Here is a 20,302-nt window from a genome sequence, read left to right on the forward strand (position 1 = left end):
ATACATTACAAGATGAAATTAGGAGGAAATAATATGAAATTTGGTATCATTATGGGAAGTACAAGAGAAGGACGTGTTAGTCCAGGAGTTGCTGCATTTGTTAAAGAAGTCGCAGATCAACGTTCAGAGCATGAGTTTGAAATCATTGATATTTTAGACTATGATTTACCTTTTTTAGGCACTGGAGAAGGCGACAAACGTTGGAATGATAAGATTGCTGAATTAGACGGCTATATTTTTGTTGCACAAGAATATAATCATTCCATGTCAGCTGCCTTAAAAAATGCGATTGATCATACTCGTGAAGAATGGTTTAACAAAGCGGCAGGTATTGTGAGCTATGGTTCGGCAGGTGGTGTACGTGCTGCTGAGCATCTTCGTCAAGTGATGGGTGAGCAATACGTGGCAGTAGTAAGAACGAATCCTGCTTTCTCATTGTTTACTGACTTTGAAAACTTTAGTCAATTCCGTCCGGGAGACCACCATTTACCGGGGATTAATGATATGTTAGATGAATTATTATTATGGTCAGAAGCGTTTAAAACGATTCGCTAGTTTTGACTTGCTAAATGTGTTAATTTTATTTATACTATAATGAATTAAATCAAAATGTTTTCTAGGGTTCCGCATGTACATGGTCTGGTCCGAGAGAAAACGCGTCGCAAGACGTCACGGAAGGATAAAAGCCTGGGAGATACTGTAAGATACAGTATGTCTCAGGCTTTTTTGATTGGAAAGGAGTAATGGTATGAGGTATTGGGTACAAGTTGTGATAGCCGGTTTATTTGAAGTAGTATGGGTTATTGGATTAAAGCATGCAAGTAGTCCTATTGAATGGGGAGTGACGCTAGTCGCTATTTTTCTAAGTTTTTATTGGATGATTGAGGCGGGCAATCATTTGCCAGTCGGAACGGTGTACGCTGTGTTTGTCGGGATTGGTACTACAGGGACGGTGTTATTAGAAGCGTTACTTTTCAAACAGCCACTTTCATTTGTCCGCATTATGTTTATTGTGATGTTACTAATTGGAGTTGTAGGTTTGAAACTGGTGACTCCAACAGAGAAAGGAATAGATTAAAATGGTTTGGATGAGTTTAATGGTAGCCGGTTTATTTGAAATGGTTGGCGTCTTAATGATTCACTATTTTCATCAAAAGCGTTCGTTTATACGTTTGTTAGCACTTGTTGGCAGTTTTTCATTGAGCTTTATTTTATTAGCGTATAGTATGCAACATCTCGCTATGGGGACAGCGTACGCGGTTTGGACGGGTATCGGCGCTTCAGGCGGGGCGATTCTGGGGATTGTTTTGTTTAAAGAGCCATATGATTGGAAACGTCTTATTTGTATTAGCTTAATATTAGTGAGTGCGATTGGCCTCAAACTAACCTCGTAAGATAACAAGATTAGAAAAGGTTTTAAAAAGTTGACTATGTGAAAAGAGCATGAGATGATAGGGATGTCAGAAAACTAAATAGAACTTACCATCACAAAGGGGAGCCTTTTTTAAGGCTGAGAATAAGCACAGGCTTAGACCCTTCGAACCTGAACTTGTTAATACTTGCGTAGGGATTGTGATGGAGTAATAATAGCCAATTATTACTCCTCCTTTGTTGTATGGAAGTTTCTATACAATATTAAAGGAGGAGTTTTTTTATGACATCAGTAAAATTACGTGTGTGGATTGAAGGCGCGATTGTGGCGGCTTTAGCCATCGTCTTGTCGATGATTCCCACAACGATTGGAACGAGCTTTACCATTTCGTTAGGGATGATTCCATTATCAATCTATGCGATACGCAGAGGTTTAGCAGCCGGTTTATTTTCCGGGTTAGTGTGGGGCTTGTTACATTTTGTAACAGGAGATGTTTGGTTCTTATCAGTTTCGCAGGTCATTATTGAATATGTTATTGCTTTTACTTTTGCAGGATTTGCCGGTATTTTTACATCGCGTATTCAAAAGAATATGCATAACGGTCAAAAAGGGACGTTATCATTAATGGTGGGAGCGGTCTTTATTGGGACGTTAGCTCGTTTCTTCTGGCACTTTGTTGCAGGATTCATATTCTGGGGTAAATACGCGCTGTGGGGATTAGGTCCGGTCGCTTTCTCATTAGTAGCGAATGGAATTAGTGGCTTGCTAACAGCCGTGGTCACAGCGATTGGCGTAGTGCTAATATATCAAGTGTATCCACAAGTCTTTACAGCTGAGCGTCTAGTGACATCAAGCGTTTCTGAATAATCGTATTTAAACACTTCTTTTTCAGCAGAAAATTTCTGTTAGAAAAAGAAGTGTTTTTTTAACTACCTACAAATAAAACTGGTAAAATAGTGTTATAGAATGATAAAGGAAGTGGCAAGGATGTTATCTTGGATGGTTGGATTAGCGGCTTGGCAACAGGCGTTGGTAGGAACACTTTTTACCTATGGTATGACCGCATTAGGCGCGGGTCTTGTTTTTTTCTTCAAAGATATTAAGAAAAATGTATTGAATTTAATGTTAGGGTTTGCATCAGGGGTGATGATTGCTGCTAGTTTTTGGTCGCTATTAGACCCGGCTATCGCACAGGCGACGGAAAATGGTGATATTCCATGGTTGGTGGCAGGAATAGGCTTTTCAGCAGGTGGTTTATTTTTATATCTAGCAGACCGTATTATTCCTCATATGCATTTTGGTCCTAACCAAGAAAAAGAAGGTATGCCCAATCATTTAAAACGAACGATATTACTCGTCTTTTCGATTACGTTGCACAATATTCCAGAAGGTTTAGCAGTAGGGGTGGCATTCGGGGCCGCGGCACATGCTGATCAACCGGAAAAAGCTGTTTTGGCTGCGGCTGCGGTGGCGATAGGAATTGGTATTCAAAATTTCCCTGAAGGAGCCGCTGTTTCGATTCCCTTAAGGCAAGAGGGTTTAAGTCGGTGGAAATCGTTTCTATATGGACAGGCGTCTGGAGTCGTCGAGCCTATCGCTGGCGTATTAGGGGCGTTACTTGTAGCTAAAGTTACCTTTCTACTTCCTTACGCCCTAGCTTTTGCTGCGGGAGCGATGATTTATGTCGTAGTAGAAGAGCTGATACCGGAAGCGCAACAAACAACAGAAAGCGGTACGCACTATGGTGTGCTAGGGGTAATGGTTGGGTTTCTCATTATGATGATTTTAGATGTAGCGTTGGGATAAGAAAAAGCTTAACAGCCTTAAACCGCTGTTAAGCTTTTTAATATTATAGAAAATGCGTGTCGTTCCAAGATGTTACGTCAAATGATAAATCAGCGTGACCTTCAATAATGGAGACGCTCGTATTTTTTAATGCTTCCCCTTTTCGAATGTCTGAAAGAGGAACACCTTGAAAGTATTTAATAATAGATTGAAGTAAAAGTCCGTGTGCCACAATTAAGACGGTAGCCTCAGGATGCTCAGTTTGAATTTTTTTAAACACGTTGAGCGTCCGCTCTAATAACTCAGAAAAAGTTTCGCCACCATGTGCGCTTGCTTCGTAGAGATGTGGTTCATGGACAAGCTTTTGAAATTCTGGTAAGTGGTGATAATCGGCTTCAGGTGTGCCATCCCACTTTCCAAATTCCATTTCACGTAAATCACGGACGGTAGTGAGTGCTGGCTGAGGCGATAGTTCGGCGACAATATAGTGAGCAGTATCTTGTGCGCGACCTTGAGGACTTACAAAAACATAATCAAACTGAATCTCTTCACTCGCAAAATACTTTCCAAGAGTAGTCGCTGCCTGCTTTCCTTCTGGTAAAAGCGGTGAGTCGGCTGTTCCGCCTTGAAAAATATGATGTTGATTATACTCTGTCTTGCCATGTCGTACACAATAAAACGTTGTCATATTAAGATATCCTCCTTCTGTTTTTCACTATCTATTATCAGTGAAAACGACAGATAGGACAAGTAAAAAGATTAAAGCACAAGAGACGATGAACTCTTGTGCTTTAAAAGGGGAAACGACAAGATTAAAAACAATCACGCTATATTTTAACTTGTTTCTAATCTTATTCATTATAATCTCATAAAAAGACGTAAAAATCAACTGTTATTTTCATAGAAGAAATTCTTTTAAATGCGTGATTGACAGTCATGTTTTGTGTTCGTTATACTTGAAAGGCATGTAAAATTACGGGGAAAGGTCGGAAGGGTTGAAATGAAAAAAATAATGACAAAAGAACGCATTGTTTCTTTATTGTATGTAACAGTCGGTGCGTTTTTATTAGCGGTCTCTATGCAGTCAGTTTTAGAGCCAAATCAAATTGTAGCAGGGGGAGCAACGGGGGTTAGTGTTATCTTAAATCATGTCACCGGAATTCCTTCTTTTGTTATATTGTATGCGATTAATATCCCCTTACTTATTTTATGTTTTATTTTGTTGGGAAAAGAAGTTGGAATGAAGACGATTTATGGAAGTATGATTTTCCCTTTTTTTGTGGGATTAATCGGTAATATCCCTACTTTAACGCATACGCCTTTACTAGCAGCACTTTCTGGTGGTGTGATTACAGGAATAGGTTTAGGGTTAGTGTTTAAAGGAAATGCTTCGACAGGTGGAACGGCGATTATTTCACAAATTGTCAACGTATATTTTAAATTACCTTTGGGACTAGCGGTCTCAATTGTTGATGGTTTTGTTATTATAGGTGCGTTGCTTGTGTTTGATGTTGACCGTGTATTATATTCTTTGATTAGTTTATTTATTATCGGACGCGTGGTGGATTTAGTTCAAGTTGGGTTTGATCGTTCTAAGAATGTGATGATTATTTCTGAAGCTTCCGATGAGGTTAATAAAATGATTATTGAAAAAATGGATCGAGGCGTGACTCATCTAGCCATTCAAGGTGGGTTTGAACGTCGAGAAAAAGAAATGCTCATGTGTGTGATACCAGAGAAGGAATTTCATACATTAAAAGAAGAAGTTTTAGCTATTGACCCTCATGCCTTTGTTGTGGCAATGGCTGCGAGTGAAGTAATGGGCAAGGGGTTTAGTTTAAGTCGTTAAAAGCTGGGAAACCAGCTTTTTTTATTGAGCAAGATGATTTGAAAAAAAGCGAGAATGAAGTAAACTAGATGTAAGCGATATTATAAATGGGAAGGGGTATGAGATGAAAACAGTAGAAACAGATACACGTGTGGCGTTTGTAGATGATGAAGGGAATCAAATCGGTCAAATTACCTTTCAACAATTGGGAGAAGATACGCTTGTATTAGACCATACGGGTGTTAATCCTGATTACCGTGGGCAAGGAATTGCTCAGAAATTAATGGCTTTAGCAGTAGATAAAGCACGTCGTGAAGGGAAAAAAATTATTCCAGAATGTTCTTTTGCCGTTCGAGAGTTTGAACGTGTGCCAGAATATGCCGATGTGTTAAAAGAACAATAAGTCAAAGAGCTTGTCTAGAAAAGGCAAGCTCTTTTTTACGGACAGAAAAGTTGCAAAACTAAAAAAGGACTTATACACTGTATATGTGAAGCATAACACGAGTGTGGAAAGAGGCTTAAGTATGAAAAAGATTAAAGTGAGTAGTGCGGTGGATTTAACAGAAGGTGGATGTAATGCTTGTGGGACGGTCAAATGTGTTATGTATACATTGGAAATAGACGGTCGTGAAATTGCCTTAGAAAACATGGCAGTAAATGAATTAGTAAGAGCATTAGCTATTCATGAAGGGTGGCGTCAAGAGTTAGTAGTAGGAATGTTGGATGAACATGTGGTGTACCGAAAAGATTCTAAGCAAGTGAAATTAGAAGAAGAATATGACCAATTAACGTTTAGTCAAGGCAGTCAACGTCTTGTTACCCGTGATTTTCTAGAAATACCCAATGAGGTGACGCAAAAAGCTAATGAAATCTTAACGACCTTTTTTGATGTAGACGGCTACACCTTTGAAATGTCATAAAAAAACGACTTTGATTAAAAATCAAAGTCGTTTTTTATTAAGCTAAAGCGCCCATTGGATCCCAAGGGTCAAGCATTATAGGATCGGTGGCTAGTACGGGTTGGAGTTCTTCTGGTAGATATTTTTTATGAATGACAATTTGATAAGTATATTCATCCATCCACTCATCACTCATGACGAAGTAACCTTTGTGACCGACTTTTTCTCCCCAGCTATTTTCTACTTTCCATTTAGTGGGTTGTTCATTGACTAAGTCAACACCTGTTAGCACCATCGCGTGTGTCATTAAGCTTTCCCCATAATCGAGGCGTTCGGCTTTGGTCATTGAAAAGTCAATGTCTAATGTGTCATCAATCGGATAGATATCTAGTGCCATGACGCCTGTTTGTCGATTAGAGGATTGACCGACATCACAGCCGTACCATACGGCTTCGCCTGCTTTTAATTGGCGAATGGCGAAATCTTTGAAAGTTGGCATATCGACATTTAAGTGACGAACTTCGCGACCGCCGACAACGTTGCCTAACATTTCGACTGTATAAAGTGTTTTATAAGGCTTATCAGCTGTAGGTGCATTAATGACACTGATGTAGTCCGCTAAGTTCAGTCCCACATATTTTTCATAAAAAGTTTGTGGTGTTAAATTTTCCTCATAGTGATACACTTCATCGCTATCACGATAAGAAAAATCAAAAGAAGTTGGAGGCGTTCCAAGTGAAAAGGCAAGTAATTGGTATACTTCCTGTAATAAGCGTTCTTTTGTTTCTTTAATCGTTTCAGGACTTGCTTGATCAGCGACCAGCTGACGTAGTGTGATAGCATCTTTACGTAATTTTTTATTTAAATAGGTATTTAACGCGCGTGATGAAGAGCTGTTTTTACTTTCAGGCATCACGCTTTTTGGCACGACACCATATTTTTCGATGAGCGAGACAAGCATGTCCCATTGTCCACCATCTTGTTGAGGTGTTTGTAAAAGAAAGGCAACTTTACGGCTATTAAGGGGTTTATCTGCCGTTGCTAAAATATTTTCATAGAAGTAATTCGCTTTTTCAAACTTATCCCAAAAGAATGTATAGTTTTGAGAAAGTTCGAAATCTTTTAATTTAAGCGTGTTAGCGATATGATGACGAAATGTGTTAAGTGCAGCGAACATCCAGCAACGACCGCTTTGTTTTTGATTTGATACATGACCAGTATCTAAATCGATAGAAAAGGTTGGCGTCGTGTTTTGGTACGCAAAGGTGTCCTCAGTTGCTTCAAGCAAGCCATTAGCCACGATGCTTCGTTGACGGGCTGCTGCTTTAGGTTGTGCAGCGAAGGCAGTTTGATAGCGTAATAAATCTTCTTTAGTAATTTCTTGAGACATTGAATCACTCCTCTATATTTAACTAATTATTTATCTCATGGGTCATATTATACGCCTCTTTTTCAGATAATTAAAGGATTCTCATTTTCAAAAAGAAACTCAATTTATTTTCATCAGTTTTTCTTCGTTTTCTTATACATTCTCAGTTTTAATTGCTTAATAAGCATAGATATTTGTGAAATGGGGTGGTATACTCGAAAGGTGGGGAAACAACAATAATAAGGAGGAGTTACTTTGTTTAAAAAAGTTCTGAAATACGCAACGATTTTAGGTTTAGCCGCAACATTAACAGCATGTGGGTCAAAAGAAGCTGAGGGGTCAAAAGAAGAAAATGGGAATAAATCACTTGATACATTGACAGTGGGGTTTGTACCATCACGTGACCCAGAAGAAATTGTCTCTGTAACTGAACCTTTAAAAGACTTGATTATCAAAGAAATGAAAAACGAAGGTTACGATATTAAAAAAGTAGATATCACTGTGGGAACGAACTTTGAAGCAGTAGGAGAATCTTTATCTGCCGGTACATTAGATGTAGGGTTTATTCCAGGTGGTACATATGTTTTATACGATGATGGCGCAGAAGTATTATTGACAGCAACACGTGCAGGTCTTTCAATTGATTCAGATGAGCCAAAAGACTGGAACGATAACAAACCAACAGCACCAACAGACAAACAAGCAGCTTCTTATCGTGCGTTGATGATTGCTGGACCTTCATCAAAAGGACAAGAATTAGCGAAAAAAGTGAATGATGGCGAAAAATTATCATGGGAAGATTTAAATAGCGCTTCTTGGAGTGTCATGTCTTCATCTTCTCCAGCAGGCTACATTTACCCAAGTCTATGGTTACAAGAAAACTATGACAAAAACTTATCAGAACTAAAAAACATCGTACAATCTGACTCTTATGGTAGTGCGTTTGCTCGTTTAGCTGCTGGACAAGTGGATGTGTTATTAACTTACGCAGATGGTCGTCGTGACTATGAAGACACTTGGACAACTGATTACAACCGTGAAAAGAGTATTTGGGATGAAACAGACGTCATTGGTGTGACTCCTGCCATCTATAACGATACTATTTCAGTAAGTAAAAACTCTGAAAAAATGGATGATGATTTAAAACAAGCTTTACAAAATGCGTTTATTAACATTGGCGAAAGCGAAGAAGGTAAAGAAGTGATTGCTATTTATAGTCATGAAGGCTATGTAAAAGCAAAATCTGAAGACTACGATAGTGAACGTAAAGCACAAAAATTAATTCAAGAATTAGCAAAATAAAACGCTTAGTATAATAGAATAGTAAATAAAAATAAACTGTGATTAGTAACTAGTCACAGTTTATTTTTAAGGAAGGACTTTTTATGATTAAATTTGAGAACGTGCAAAAAACGTATCCGAATGGTTATACGGCACTCAAAGATGTAAATTTAGAAATTGAACAGGGAGAGTTTGTTGCGATTATTGGGTTGTCAGGAGCTGGTAAATCGACTCTCATTCATTGTATTAATCGCATGCATGATATTGATGAAGGGCGTTTATTAGTCAACGATGTAAATGTGAATGATTTAAAAGGCAAGGAAATTCGTGAATTTCGTAAGAAAATAGGCATGATCTTTCAATCCTTTAACTTAGTTACTCGAGCGACTGTCTTAAAAAATGTCATGATTTCTTCTGTACCGGATATGCCATTATGGCGTCGTATTTTAGGTGTTTTTCCGAAAGAAACGAAAGTGGTGGGCTTAGAAGCGCTGGATAATGTTGGGATTTTAGATAAGGCCTTCACACGTGTGGATCAATTATCAGGAGGACAGCAACAACGTGTGGCGTTAGCACGGACGTTAGCACGTCAACCGGATATTATTTTGGCAGATGAACCCGTTGCGTCGCTTGACCCCGTGACAGCAAAAATTGTGATGGATGATTTTAAACGTATCAATCAAGAGATGAATATCTCCATTCTGATTAATATTCACCATGTGGACTTGGCTTTAGAATACGCTGACCGAGTTATTGGTATTCGCAAGGGTCAAATTGTATATGATGGTGGTGCTAGTGAGGTTACTCAGGATGTATTAGATACAATTTACTTAGAAGATACTACCAACGCAAAGGAGTCGTAGCCAAATGGATAAATTAGTAAAAGGTAAAACGATTCAACTGGCGAATGGCAAAACGGTCACAGAAAAACGCTCGTGGGTACCGGTATATGTCTTGTTAATACTTATTTTTACTTGGTTAGCGATGGATGTCACACGCTTTAACTTTTCAACATTGATGACAAGAGGGTCACAATTCTTTGTTATTTTAGGAGATATGATGCCTCCTAACTGGGGCTTTTTAAATCGGGTATGGCAACCGCTTTTTGATACGATAAAAATGTCTTTATTAGGGTCACTAGTAGGTGCTCTAGTAGCTATGCCGCTTGCCTTATTAGCTTCAGCAAATATTGTCAACAATCGTTTTATTGCTGGGTTTTTCAAGTTATTTTTAAGTGTTTTGAGAACCTTACCTACGTTAGTGACGGCTTTAATTGCCACATTTATTTTTGGATTAGGAACGATGGCAGGGACATTGGCGATTTTTCTATTTACAGTGGCGTATGTTGGGAAGCTAACCTATGAACAAATAGAGTCGTTAGATATGTCAACGTTCTATGCTCTAGAATCTATGGGCTTAACTCGTTTACAAGCGTTTCGTTATGCTGTACTACCAGAAATTCTACCGACGTACTTGTCGACGTCTCTGTTTAACTTTGAAGGGAATTTACGCTATGCGTCTATCTTAGGATATGTAGGTGCAGGTGGTCTTGGTATTATTTTAAATGAACGCTTAGGTTGGCGTGAATATGCGAATGTTGGGACGATTCTAGTCGTCTTAGTTGTGACAGTGGCGCTTATAGAGTCGCTAAGTGAATACTGTCGTCGAAAACTACAATAGGAGGGTGAAAAATGAATCACGCAATAGAAGCACAATTAAATAAAGAAACATCGAAAAAAGTTCAATATCTGATGATTGTCACCGTCCTAGTAGGTGCATTTATTTGGTCGCTATCGGCGATTCAATTTAATGCGGTGGATGACGGCGGTTGGAAGATTGCTGTTAGCATTATTCAAGGTATTTTAAAACCGGATATGGATTTACTATGGAATTTTAGTCAACAAGGTGTTTTTTACTTGTTATTTGAAACAATATGTATTGCTTTTCTAGGAACCGTTTTTGGTGCCATCTTATCGATACCTGTCGCTTTTCTAATGGCGCCAAGTATTGTACCAAAGCCAGTTTATGTCATCACACGTTTTATCGTCATTGTGATTCGTACGATACCAGCACTTGTATATGGCTTAATGTTCGTTCGTGTAACAGGGCCTGGTCCTTTCGCAGGGGTGATGACCATGTCTTTAACTTCTATCGGTATGGTATCAAAGTTATATGTCGACGTGATTGAGGATTTAGATACAGGTATTTTAGAATCGATGACAGCTATGGGATGTAATACGTTTGAAAAGATACGTTTTGGTATTTTACCGCAATTGATTGCCAATTTTACATCGGTTACGATTTATCGATTTGATATGAACCTTCGCGATGCAACGATTTTAGGTTTGGTAGGAGCGGGGGGCATTGGTTCACCGTTAATCTTTGCGATGAATTCTTATCGTTGGAATCAAGTCGGGGCCATTTTAATCGGTTTAATCGTATTAATTTTAATTGTCGAAGTGATTTCTAATAAACTGAGAGCCAAATTAGTAAAGGGGTAGAAAGCTATGGTACGTCTTACCATTTTATCGACCAGTGATTTACATGGGTATTTATATCCAACTGATTTTCGTGAACAACATCAATCGTTACCGTTTGGTGCGTTTAAAGTAAAGGAGCGCATGAATCAACTGGCACAAGAGATTGGCTCTGCGCTGATAAAGATTGATAATGGTGATTTTTTACAAGGTTCACCGTTAAGTTATTATGTGGCAAAAGAAAAAAGTACACCAATCATGGCAGATGTTATGAATGATATGGGGTATGATGCGGGTGTACTAGGAAATCATGAATTCAACTATGGTTTGTCGTATTTAAAAGAAAATTTAGCACGACTCGACTATCCGGTATTGTGTGCGAACATTCTCGATGAAACAGGAGCGCCTTTGACAGGTCACGCTTATCATATTATTGAACGCGAAGGGGTTAAGATTGCGATTTTAGGATTAACCACTTCTTATATTCCGCATTGGGAACAACCAGCTACGATTAAGGGGTTGGAATTTCTACCCGTTGTTGAAACGGCGCAAAAATATGTTCCTGAATTGAAAAAGCAAGCGGATATAGTAGTCGTCAGTTATCACGGTGGCTTTGAACGTGACTTGGAAACCGGTGAGCCAACCGAGATGTTAACGGGTGAAAATGAAGGCTATGAGTTGTTACATCATGTGCCTGGAATTGACGTCCTTTTAACAGGACATCAACATCGCGAGTTGACATTTGAAACCGACACATGTGTTGGGACGCAACCGGGAGATAAGGGACGTTTTATGGGATGTGTGACGTTGGAAATAGAAGAAACAACCCGTCAGGTTCTCTCACGTTCAGCAAAACTATTAACGCCGTCTGAACAAGTGGACGAAACACTCAGTCAAACGTATTTACCGTTATTAGAAGAAGTGAATAAGTGGCTCGACCAAGAAATCGGCGAAGTAGATGGGACGATGTGGATTGAAGATCCGATGGCTGTTCGTGCAAAGGGGCATCCGTACATTGAATTTATCAATCAAGTTCAAATGGATGCGACAGGGACAGATATTTCCGGAACGGCACTTTTTGATAACAACGGAAAAGGTTTTGGCGCGTCCATTACCATGCGCGATATCGTGACAAACTACATATATCCTAATACATTAGCGGTCGTTCGCATTACAGGGACTGACTTGAAAGCTGCTTTGGAACGTTCGGCTGGATACTTTGCGATTAATCATGATGGCACGTTAACTGTCAGCCCAGCATTTTTAGAGCCGAAGATTCAGCACTTTAATTATGATATGTATGCAGGAATCTCGTATACTTTGGATATCCGACAACCGGTAGGACAGCGCGTGAAGGCCTTAACTTATGCTGGTAAACCAGTGACGGATGATCAAATATTAGAAGTAGCGATGAATCAGTACCGAGCAGTCGGTGGTGGTGATTATACAATGTTTGGAGCGGATAAGATTGTCAAAGAAGTGACAGTGGATATGACAGAGTTGATCGCAGATTTTCTTAAAAAACATCCTAAATTAACGCCGATTACCGAGCATACTTTTGATGTTATATATTAATACTAGTTTTAGTTTAACCCTCTAAAAGAAAGTTTTCTTTTAGAGGGTTTTTATTATGTTCTAGCTTTCTTTGGGTGATAGTTAAATAGATGACTATCGTCTTTCTAGACAACGTATCATTTGATATTCAGTCATTATTAATTTATTTATGTGAATATTAAAAGAAAAAATTCACATGTTCGATTTGATTTATTTGTGTAAAGTATTTCAATAGATATAGCACTCTATTTAATAGTTGTTATCATATAAAAGTCATTCAATTAAGGTATTAAAAACATGATAATAAGCATAAATGGCGTTTTGATCCTTGTTTTTATTCACAAGCATAATGATAGTGATAATCATTATCGATGTGTTAAGTTTATCTTGTAACAAAAATATAGAGATATAGGAGTGTTATTTGTGAAAATTATCGTTATTGGATGTACACATGCTGGGACATCAGCTGTTAAAAATATATTAAAGGAAAATCCAGGAGTAGATGTGACTGTTTACGAAAGAAATGATAATGTTTCCTTTTTATCATGTGGTATTGCATTGTATGTAGGCGGTGTTGTTAAGAATCCTGAAGAGTTGTTTTATTCGAATCCTGAAGAACTTGCCAGTTTAGGTGCTAAAGTCTGGATGGAACATGATGTGACAGAAATAGACACTGTCAATAAAAAATTATGGGTAACTGATTTACAAACTGGTCAGACAAAAGAAGACACCTACGATAAATTGGTAATGACAACTGGTTCTTGGCCTATCATCCCTCCTATTCCCGGGATTGAACAAGATAATATTGTGCTTTGTAAAAATTATCATCAAGCCCAACAACTGATTGCTAAAGCAGCAGGTGTAAATAAGATTACCGTTGTCGGAGCAGGATATATCGGGATTGAACTGGTCGAAGCCTTTGCCCAGTCTGGTAAAGATGTGACATTAATTGATGGATTGGACCGCATTCTAAATAAATATTTAGACACTGAGCTGACCGATGTTTTAGAGGCAGAACTGATTAATCAGGGAGTAACATTGGCACTCAACCAAAATGTTGAAGCGTTCATAGGAGATGGTCAAGCAGTATCACATGTCAAAACAAGTCGAGCAACGTATGAAGCAGAGTTGGTTATTGTCTGTGTCGGTTTTAGACCGATGACAGAATTATTGGCAGGAAAAGTCGAGCGTCTTGGAAATGGTGCGATTGTGGTAGATGAATATATGCGTGCTTCGGATTCAGATATATATGCAGCGGGTGACAGTGCAGTCGTACATTATAATCCAACGAATAGCCATCACTATATTCCACTTGCGACAAATGCTGTTCGTCAAGGGATGTTAGTTGGATATAATATCATCGAACCTAGACTAGCATATCGTGGGACACAAGGAACGTCAGGGCTTCATCTTTTTGGTTATAATATTGGGTCTACTGGTATGACTGAAGCCGGTGCGAGGGCAGCAGGACTAAATGTAAAGTCAGCCTATTTGGAAGATAACTATCGTCCCGAGTTTATGCCTTCGACTGAAAACGTGCAAATGAAGCTCGTGTTTGATGCGGAAACAGGAACCATTTTGGGGGGACAGTTAATGTCGCGCTATGATGTGACACAGTCAGCTAATACGCTTTCTCTAGCTGTTCAAAATCAAATGACAGTAGAAGATTTAGCAATCAGCGACTTCTTTTTCCAACCTCACTTCGATCGTCCGTGGAACTATTTGAATTTATTAGCTCAAAAAGCGTTAGAAATAAAATAAAATAAAAAGCGACTATTTGGTAAGAAAGGAAGTTTCTACCAGATAGTCGCTTTTTTGTTTTTAGTCAGGCTAATTAGCGCACGATGAGGACATCGCAGAGCGCGTGTCGTGAAACGTATTGTGAAACAGAACCTAATAATAAGCGTTCCATAGCGTTCATCCCAGTCGCCCCCATCATGAGGAGTGAGACATTATGTTTTTCAGGTAAGGCTTCGGCTAGTAGGTGTTTTGGAGAACCGAATTCAATGACGGTGCTAGTGTTAGTTAATCCATTTTCTTCAGCTAACTCTTGATACACGGCGAGTGTTTCGGTTGCGACCCGTAAAGCTTGATCTGCCATTTCTTGGTCGTAAGAAGTCAGTGACTGAAAGGCACGAGTGTCAATAATATGAGCGATGATGAGATGGGCGCTATTGACACGTGTGACATGAATCGCTTTTTTTAACGCTTTTTCTGCTGCGGATGATCCATCGACAGCTACCATAATGGTTGGATAGGATTGGTTTATCATACGTTTCCTCCTCTAACTTTTGATTCGTTTCGATAAGCGGTAACTGAAAATACCAGAAGCGATTAGCACTGAAGAGATATAAAATAATGACGCTGATTTATTGTTAATAAAAACAAACATGACGCCTAAAATGATTAGCACTTGTGTGACTTTTAACGAAAACTGAAATAGCTGTGTAATGGTCGCTTGATTTGTTGGACCTCCTAAAACTTGACTCAATGTTGGGTAATATTTTTTTAAGCCTGCACTGACAAGTGCAAGGATTATGACAATTGTCATGGTGAAAAAGCGTATCATAGGAACACCTCGTTTTTTATCATTTTACTTATATTTATAAGGAAGAAAAAAGCAATTTGCCAATGCAAATTGCTTTTAAAAACATAAAAATGGGAAAATCCGTCGATGCCGTTAGTTAAACCGTAGTATTGAACCCGCAAAGTAAGCAGGTGGGCTTCTCTGTCCAAGCGTCAAACTACCAAGTGATAAGGCATGTTTTCTTCTTGGGCTCGTTGAATCCCAATATAATACTAATATGTTCGGTCAACACTGAAGTGGTCTAACGCGAACATCACAGACTACCCACTTATATAGTAGCACAAAGTCATCATTTCATCAAATACAAGTGACTGTCTTTTATATTTTTTATGACTGTTTTTTCCATTGTTCTAGCTGTTGGTAGCGTTTGCTAAGAGCTTCTTCATACCGACCCGTTTCTTTCGGTTGATAATATTTTCGGTTTGCCAATCCGTCTGGAAGGTACTGTTGTGGCAGCCAAGCAAGAGCATGGTCATGAGGGTACTGATAACCAACACCCCGATTTAACTCTTTAGCGCCTTGATAGTGACTATCACGCAAATGGTCAGGAATTTGTCCGATTCTACCTTTACGAATATCAGCAAGCGCGGCATCAATTGCTAAGTAACTGGAATTTGATTTTGGTGATAAACATAGATCAACAACAGCTTGAGCTAGAGGAATTCTTGCTTCAGGAAAACCTAGTTTTTCAGCAGCTTGCACGGCAGTGACAGTTCTAGCAGCAGCTTGCGGATTGGCTAAGCCAATATCTTCGTATGCAATAACCATTAAACGTCGACAGATAATAAATAAATCACCTGCTTCGACTAAGCGAGCTAAGTAGTGCATCGCTGCATCTACATCGCTTCCTCTAATCGATTTTTGAAAAGCAGAAATCACATCATAATGCGCATCTCCATCTTTATCGTGTGTCATGGCTTTTCGTTGCAAACATTCTTCGATAATTGGGAGCGTGATGTGTATGACCGCTTGTTCATTTTTAGGAGTAGATTTGACAGCCAGTTCGAGTGAGTTGAGCGCACTTCGTAAATCGCCATTAGTGCTTCTTGCTAAATGTTGTAAGGCGTTGTCATCCAGTTCAATCGCTTCATTGCCTAATCCACGTTCTTTATCGGCTAGGGCATATTGAATCGCCGTCGTCATTTCTTTCTCGCTGAGCGGTGTGACTTCAAAAATTTGGGTTCGACTTCTAATCGCCGGATTAATACTAATATATGGATTTTCAGTCGTAGCCCCAATCATAATAATTCTGCCACTTTCAAGATGTGGTAATAAAAAATCTTGTTTTGTTTTATCAAGACGATGCACTTCATCGAGTAATAAGATGACCGTGCCGCTCATTTTACCTTCTTCTGCTACAATTTGTAAGTCTTTTTTTGTATCGGTTGCGGCATTTAACGTCCGAAAGGCATATTTGGTAGAACCAGCAATCGCACTGGCGATACTCGTTTTTCCTGTGCCGGGAGGACCGTAAAGAATCATGGAAGATAACATTTTGGCAGTGACCATACGGTGAATGATTTTACCTTCACCGACGAGATGTTGTTGGCCTACGACTTCACTAAGGACGCGTGGTCGCATGCGATACGCTAAGGGTTGTTGCATAGTAGCTCCTCCTTTATTCTATTGTTATTATAGCATAGAGCATGCAAGAAAGAAGAATGGTAAAAATGCTTGATTTCTTGTATGATTAAAAGCGAATACGAAGATTAGAAAGAGGAAAATCATGAAAAAAGAAAATATGTTGGAATACTTAGAGCGTCAATTAGAAAAAAGTTTGAGCGATTATGATTTTGCTATTGATTGGGATACCAAAAATCATTTAGTCGAAATTATTGTGGTGTTATATGCTAATAATGACGCGACTGTGACCTTAGAAGATTTAAATGGGGTGGAAACGGAAGAAGATATTATCGAGTTTGAAGATAGTTTGCTTTTATACCCTCAAGGAAAACCGCTAAGTGAAGCAGATGAGTATTTAGTTGCCTTGCCTTACGCCGGAAAAAAAGGATTGAGTAAATCCGAAGCTGAAGCCATCGCTTCTGAATTAAAAGCAGTTTTGGATGAAGGAACAACAGCATTGAATCAATTCTTAGCGGACGAAACGATTTCAACATTTGAACTAGTGTGGAATCAAGCACGTTATCAAGAAGTCTTAAAAACTAGAGAGGCGATGAAACACGGTTCAGAACGTGTTTTATACCCACGATATTAAGGAGTGAAAAAATGGAGTGGACAGAGTTAACAATTGAAACGAGTAGTGAAGCGGTCGAAGCCGTTTCCCATTTTTTGATGGAAGCTGGCGCAAGTGGTGTCGCTATTGAAGATGCGTTGGATTTACAAGCGTATGAATCAGACGCTTATGGAGAATTGGTCGATAAGGAAAATATGCTTCACATCAAAGAGGGAGCCAAAGTAATGGCCTATTTCCCTGAAACAGTTTTTCTTCCTGAAATCGTGCCAACTCTTCAACATCACGTCAATCAATTACCGTCTTTTGGTTTAGACAAAGGAGCTGGTAAGATTTCGCTCAATGATGTCGTCGAAGATGATTGGGCGACTGCTTGGAAAAAATACTATCATCCCGTACATGTCAGTCGCTTCTTAACGATTGTACCTGAGTGGGAAAAATATGAAGCTCAGCATGCTGATGAGCGTATTATTGTGATGGATCCGGGCATGGCCTTTGGTACGGGAACGCATCCGACTACTTTTTTAACGCTACATGCGTTAGAAGTTACGTTAAGAGGTGGCGAAACCGTACTAGATGTAGGGACTGGTTCAGGAGTGTTAAGTATTGCAGCGAAACATTTTGGCGCAAAAAACGTCTATGCTTATGATTTAGACGAAGTCGCCGTCCGTGTTGCGCAAGAAAATTTAGATTTAAATCCTATTGCAGCGGATGTCCAGGTGGCAGCTAACGATTTACTAAACGGGATTACACAAACAGCAGATGTCATTGTCGCGAATATTCTCCCGCACATTATTGAAAAAATGATTCCAGACGCTTGGAACTTAGTAAATGACGGCGGTAAATTTATTGTTTCAGGAATTATTACAGAGAAAGAAAGTGCCATTCACGACAAGATGCAAGAAGTTGGGTTTAAACTTTATCAAAAATTCCAACAAGAAGACTGGCTTGCTTTAATCTATGAAAAACCACTGATAACGGAAGAGGCGTAAGTATGCAACGTTATTTTATGAAAGAAAAAGATTTTGAAAGTGCAGATGCTTTGATAAGAGTACCGGATGAGCATTATCACCATATGGTAATTGTCATGCGAATGAAAATCGGTGATGAGTGTTATTTTGTTTATAGTGAAGGGCAAACGTGGCGTGTGAAAGTCAGAGAGGTCACGCCAGAATGTGTGCTTGTTTCAAAAGAGGAGTTTATTACAAAAAGCAGCGAAATGCCCGTAGATGTGACGCTTTTTTGTGGGTTTCCTAAAGGGGATAAACTAGAGTGGATAACGCAGAAAGCAACGGAGCTAGGTGCGTTTGAAATTATTGGGTTTCCTGCTAAAACCTCTGTTGTGAAATGGAATGATAAAAAACGTTTGGCTAAAGAACAACGTTTAACAAAAATTGCGACAGAAGCAGCTGAACAATCGCATCGTCAACGCGTTCCTTCGATTACATTGTTATCTGATACTAAGGAATTAATACAACGTGTAGCAGAGTATGATGTTGTGTTAGTAGCCTATGAAGAATCAGCCAAACAAGGAGAAATGACACAACTAAGCCGCACGTTAAATCAGTTAGAAGTAGGCATGCGTGTAGCGTGTGTATTTGGTCCAGAAGGCGGATTAACACCACAAGAAGTACAACAGCTTACGGAAACCGGGGCGCTTGCTTGTGGGTTGGGACCACGTATTCTAAGGACGGAGACAGCTCCTTTATACTTATTAAGTGCTATTAGTTATCAACTTGAAATGCAAGGTTAATTAAAAAATCTTATGCAAGAATCAATCTTAAAAGGGTTGATTCTTTTTTTGAGCAAAAAAATTCACTTATCTACTGATAAGTGATAATATGTTTATCAGATGATAAGTGAAAGGATGTTGAAAATGTTTTTAGCCTATAATGAAGTGAAACACTCTAAAGGAAAGTTCTTTTTAATTGTATTTATAATGTTACTCATTGCTTGGTTAGTTTTTATTTTATCGGGATTAGCTAATGGTTTAAGTGAAGGAAATCGCCGTGCGATTGATCAGTGGGAAATTGATGGGATTGTTTTAGCGGAGGATTCGAATAAGAGCTTAACCGCATCAGTGTTGCCGACATCAGTAGTGGATGATGTAGATGCCAAAACAAAAGAACCTATTGGTTATGCTTTTTTTGCTGCTGAAAAAGCTGGAATCAAACAAGAAGAACGCGACAATGTAGCTGTCTTTGGTTTAGAAGAAAAAAGTTCTTTTTTACCAAAATTGACGAAAGGTGACTATCCAAAAACAGATGGTGAAGTCATCATGTCAGAGGAAATGGCAAACTTAGGCTATAAAGTTGGCGATAAGATTATTTTAGGTAGTAATGAAGAGGAACAAACGATTGTAGGAGCTTTTGGTTCAAGTACTTATAATATTGCACCTGTTTTATACACGACCATTCCAAATTGGTCGGCATTAAAATATGGAAAAGATGCGACAGAGAAAATGGAGGATCAGCAAGTCAGTGGGGTTTTATATCGAAAACCTGCCAAAAAAGTCATTGATAAAGATAAGTATGAAAGCTTACCAACAGAAACATTTATTAGCAACATTCCCGGATATACCGAGCAAAATTTAACATTAGACGGGATGATTTACTTCTTACTAGTGATTGCCGCATTTGTAATTGGTGTCTTTATTTACGTGATGACATTACAAAAGCTGAACATGTTTGGTATTTTGAAAGTTCAAGGAGTTCCAAATGGCTTCTTAGCTCGTTCTGTTCTTTTACAAACTTTTTTACTTGCGGTACTAGGAGTTGCATTAGGCTCACTCATTACGTATATAACGACGTTGTTCTTGCCAGAAAGTATGCCGTTTGCAGCGGATATTAAAGAAATGGCAATTTACGCGGTAGGCTTGATTATTGTAGCTGTGATTGGAGGAGCTTTTTCGATACGTACAGTAGCAAAAGCAAATCCTTTAGATGCGATTGGAGGATAA

The 20,302-nt window shown here is 38.9% G+C and carries 23 protein-coding genes, 1 other RNA gene and 2 riboswitches; of the genes, 18 read left to right on the forward strand and 6 right to left on the reverse strand.

Annotated elements, in window-relative coordinates:
* Nucleotides 1-33: 33 nt before the first annotated feature.
* The 5 genes from CBF33_RS05335 to CBF33_RS05355 all read left to right on the forward strand — a co-directional run bounded on the left by CBF33_RS05335 (nucleotide 34) and on the right by CBF33_RS05355 (nucleotide 3,178).
* Nucleotides 34-555 (forward strand): NADPH-dependent FMN reductase, encoded by a 522-nt coding sequence (locus CBF33_RS05335; protein ID WP_126762272.1) that lies wholly within the window; start codon nucleotides 34-36, stop codon nucleotides 553-555.
* 50 nt (nucleotides 556-605) lie between these two features.
* A riboswitch (guanidine-I (ykkC/yxkD leader) is annotated at nucleotides 606-696 on the forward strand.
* Between the two features lie 52 nt (nucleotides 697-748).
* Nucleotides 749-1,078 carry a DMT family transporter gene (locus tag CBF33_RS05340; protein WP_126762274.1) on the forward strand — a complete coding sequence of 110 codons (330 nt, stop codon included), beginning with the start codon at nucleotides 749-751 and terminating at the stop codon, nucleotides 1,076-1,078.
* A 1-nt stretch (nucleotide 1,079) separates the two neighbouring features.
* Nucleotides 1,080-1,394: a DMT family transporter gene (locus CBF33_RS05345; RefSeq protein ID WP_126762276.1), complete on the forward strand. Its 315-nt coding sequence runs from the start codon at nucleotides 1,080-1,082 to the stop codon at nucleotides 1,392-1,394.
* A gap of 87 nt (nucleotides 1,395-1,481) precedes the next feature.
* Nucleotides 1,482-1,587: riboswitch (TPP riboswitch) on the forward strand.
* Between the two features lie 67 nt (nucleotides 1,588-1,654).
* On the forward strand, nucleotides 1,655-2,239 hold the full coding sequence (thiT, locus tag CBF33_RS05350; protein ID WP_023607022.1) for an energy-coupled thiamine transporter ThiT: 585 nt from the start codon (nucleotides 1,655-1,657) through the stop codon (nucleotides 2,237-2,239).
* 120 nt (nucleotides 2,240-2,359) lie between these two features.
* Nucleotides 2,360-3,178 carry a ZIP family metal transporter gene (locus CBF33_RS05355; RefSeq protein WP_126762278.1) on the forward strand — a complete coding sequence of 273 codons (819 nt, stop codon included), beginning with the start codon at nucleotides 2,360-2,362 and terminating at the stop codon, nucleotides 3,176-3,178.
* 43 nt (nucleotides 3,179-3,221) lie between these two features.
* On the opposite strand, the gene CBF33_RS05360 is transcribed toward CBF33_RS05355, so the two are convergent.
* Nucleotides 3,222-3,845 carry a histidine phosphatase family protein gene (locus CBF33_RS05360; RefSeq protein ID WP_126762280.1) on the reverse strand — a complete coding sequence of 208 codons (624 nt, stop codon included), beginning with the start codon at nucleotides 3,843-3,845 and terminating at the stop codon, nucleotides 3,222-3,224.
* 312 nt (nucleotides 3,846-4,157) lie between these two features.
* Between CBF33_RS05360 and CBF33_RS05365 the strand changes: the two genes are divergently transcribed.
* From CBF33_RS05365 to CBF33_RS05375, 3 genes are all read left to right on the forward strand, one after another.
* Nucleotides 4,158-5,006: a YitT family protein gene (locus CBF33_RS05365; RefSeq protein WP_126762282.1), complete on the forward strand. Its 849-nt coding sequence runs from the start codon at nucleotides 4,158-4,160 to the stop codon at nucleotides 5,004-5,006.
* A gap of 103 nt (nucleotides 5,007-5,109) precedes the next feature.
* Entirely contained in the window at nucleotides 5,110-5,388 is a 279-nt protein-coding gene (locus CBF33_RS05370; protein WP_126762284.1) for a GNAT family N-acetyltransferase, read from the forward strand.
* 121 nt (nucleotides 5,389-5,509) lie between these two features.
* Nucleotides 5,510-5,905 carry a DUF4809 family protein gene (locus CBF33_RS05375; RefSeq protein WP_126762286.1) on the forward strand — a complete coding sequence of 132 codons (396 nt, stop codon included), beginning with the start codon at nucleotides 5,510-5,512 and terminating at the stop codon, nucleotides 5,903-5,905.
* 37 nt (nucleotides 5,906-5,942) lie between these two features.
* Here the strand turns inward: CBF33_RS05375 and CBF33_RS05380 are convergent, their stop codons facing one another.
* A complete protein-coding gene (locus tag CBF33_RS05380; protein ID WP_126762288.1) occupies nucleotides 5,943-7,274 on the reverse strand; it encodes a C1 family peptidase in 1,332 nt (443 codons plus the stop codon).
* A gap of 234 nt (nucleotides 7,275-7,508) precedes the next feature.
* Here CBF33_RS05380 and CBF33_RS05385 point away from each other — a divergent pair, with 234 nt between their 5' ends.
* The 6 genes from CBF33_RS05385 to CBF33_RS05410 all read left to right on the forward strand — a co-directional run bounded on the left by CBF33_RS05385 (nucleotide 7,509) and on the right by CBF33_RS05410 (nucleotide 14,326).
* Complete coding sequence (locus CBF33_RS05385; RefSeq protein WP_126762290.1) at nucleotides 7,509-8,555, forward strand: phosphate/phosphite/phosphonate ABC transporter substrate-binding protein; 1,047 nt, start codon at nucleotides 7,509-7,511, stop codon at nucleotides 8,553-8,555.
* Nucleotides 8,556-8,638: 83 nt separating this feature from the next.
* Nucleotides 8,639-9,397 carry a phosphonate ABC transporter ATP-binding protein gene (gene phnC / locus CBF33_RS05390; RefSeq protein WP_126762292.1) on the forward strand — a complete coding sequence of 253 codons (759 nt, stop codon included), beginning with the start codon at nucleotides 8,639-8,641 and terminating at the stop codon, nucleotides 9,395-9,397.
* Nucleotides 9,398-9,401: 4 nt separating this feature from the next.
* Nucleotides 9,402-10,214, forward strand: coding sequence for a phosphonate ABC transporter, permease protein PhnE (gene phnE / locus CBF33_RS05395; RefSeq protein WP_023607031.1), 813 nt, complete (start codon nucleotides 9,402-9,404; stop codon nucleotides 10,212-10,214).
* A gap of 11 nt (nucleotides 10,215-10,225) precedes the next feature.
* Nucleotides 10,226-11,035, forward strand: a complete 810-nt coding sequence (phnE, locus tag CBF33_RS05400) for a phosphonate ABC transporter, permease protein PhnE (RefSeq protein WP_023607032.1) — start codon at nucleotides 10,226-10,228, stop codon at nucleotides 11,033-11,035.
* Between the two features lie 6 nt (nucleotides 11,036-11,041).
* The gene (locus CBF33_RS05405; RefSeq protein WP_126762294.1) at nucleotides 11,042-12,586 is read left to right on the forward strand and encodes a bifunctional metallophosphatase/5'-nucleotidase; all 1,545 of its coding nucleotides are present in this window, start codon (nucleotides 11,042-11,044) and stop codon (nucleotides 12,584-12,586) included.
* A gap of 402 nt (nucleotides 12,587-12,988) precedes the next feature.
* Complete coding sequence (locus CBF33_RS05410) at nucleotides 12,989-14,326, forward strand: FAD-dependent oxidoreductase (RefSeq protein ID WP_126762296.1); 1,338 nt, start codon at nucleotides 12,989-12,991, stop codon at nucleotides 14,324-14,326.
* Between the two features lie 73 nt (nucleotides 14,327-14,399).
* Here CBF33_RS05410 and CBF33_RS05415 read toward each other — a convergent pair whose 3' ends face one another.
* The 4 genes from CBF33_RS05415 to CBF33_RS05430 all read right to left on the reverse strand — a co-directional run bounded on the left by CBF33_RS05415 (nucleotide 14,400) and on the right by CBF33_RS05430 (nucleotide 16,757).
* On the reverse strand, nucleotides 14,400-14,834 hold the full coding sequence (locus CBF33_RS05415; RefSeq protein ID WP_417168649.1) for a universal stress protein: 435 nt from the start codon (nucleotides 14,832-14,834) through the stop codon (nucleotides 14,400-14,402).
* A 15-nt stretch (nucleotides 14,835-14,849) separates the two neighbouring features.
* Nucleotides 14,850-15,134: a hypothetical protein gene (locus tag CBF33_RS05420; RefSeq protein WP_126762301.1), complete on the reverse strand. Its 285-nt coding sequence runs from the start codon at nucleotides 15,132-15,134 to the stop codon at nucleotides 14,850-14,852.
* Nucleotides 15,135-15,226: 92 nt separating this feature from the next.
* Nucleotides 15,227-15,417: non-coding RNA, 6S RNA (gene ssrS / locus CBF33_RS05425), on the reverse strand.
* Nucleotides 15,418-15,479: 62 nt separating this feature from the next.
* Nucleotides 15,480-16,757: a replication-associated recombination protein A gene (locus CBF33_RS05430; protein ID WP_126762303.1), complete on the reverse strand. Its 1,278-nt coding sequence runs from the start codon at nucleotides 16,755-16,757 to the stop codon at nucleotides 15,480-15,482.
* A 121-nt stretch (nucleotides 16,758-16,878) separates the two neighbouring features.
* Here CBF33_RS05430 and CBF33_RS05435 point away from each other — a divergent pair, with 121 nt between their 5' ends.
* The 4 genes from CBF33_RS05435 to CBF33_RS05450 all read left to right on the forward strand — a co-directional run bounded on the left by CBF33_RS05435 (nucleotide 16,879) and on the right by CBF33_RS05450 (nucleotide 20,302).
* Nucleotides 16,879-17,367: a DUF3013 family protein gene (locus CBF33_RS05435; RefSeq protein ID WP_126762305.1), complete on the forward strand. Its 489-nt coding sequence runs from the start codon at nucleotides 16,879-16,881 to the stop codon at nucleotides 17,365-17,367.
* Between the two features lie 11 nt (nucleotides 17,368-17,378).
* Complete coding sequence (prmA, locus tag CBF33_RS05440) at nucleotides 17,379-18,335, forward strand: 50S ribosomal protein L11 methyltransferase (RefSeq protein WP_126762308.1); 957 nt, start codon at nucleotides 17,379-17,381, stop codon at nucleotides 18,333-18,335.
* Between the two features lie 2 nt (nucleotides 18,336-18,337).
* A complete protein-coding gene (locus tag CBF33_RS05445) occupies nucleotides 18,338-19,096 on the forward strand; it encodes a 16S rRNA (uracil(1498)-N(3))-methyltransferase (protein WP_126762310.1) in 759 nt (252 codons plus the stop codon).
* Nucleotides 19,097-19,219: 123 nt separating this feature from the next.
* Complete coding sequence (locus CBF33_RS05450) at nucleotides 19,220-20,302, forward strand: ABC transporter permease (protein WP_126762312.1); 1,083 nt, start codon at nucleotides 19,220-19,222, stop codon at nucleotides 20,300-20,302.

This window comes from Vagococcus lutrae (assembly GCF_003987555.1).
GTDB lineage: Bacteria > Bacillota > Bacilli > Lactobacillales > Vagococcaceae > Vagococcus_A > Vagococcus_A lutrae.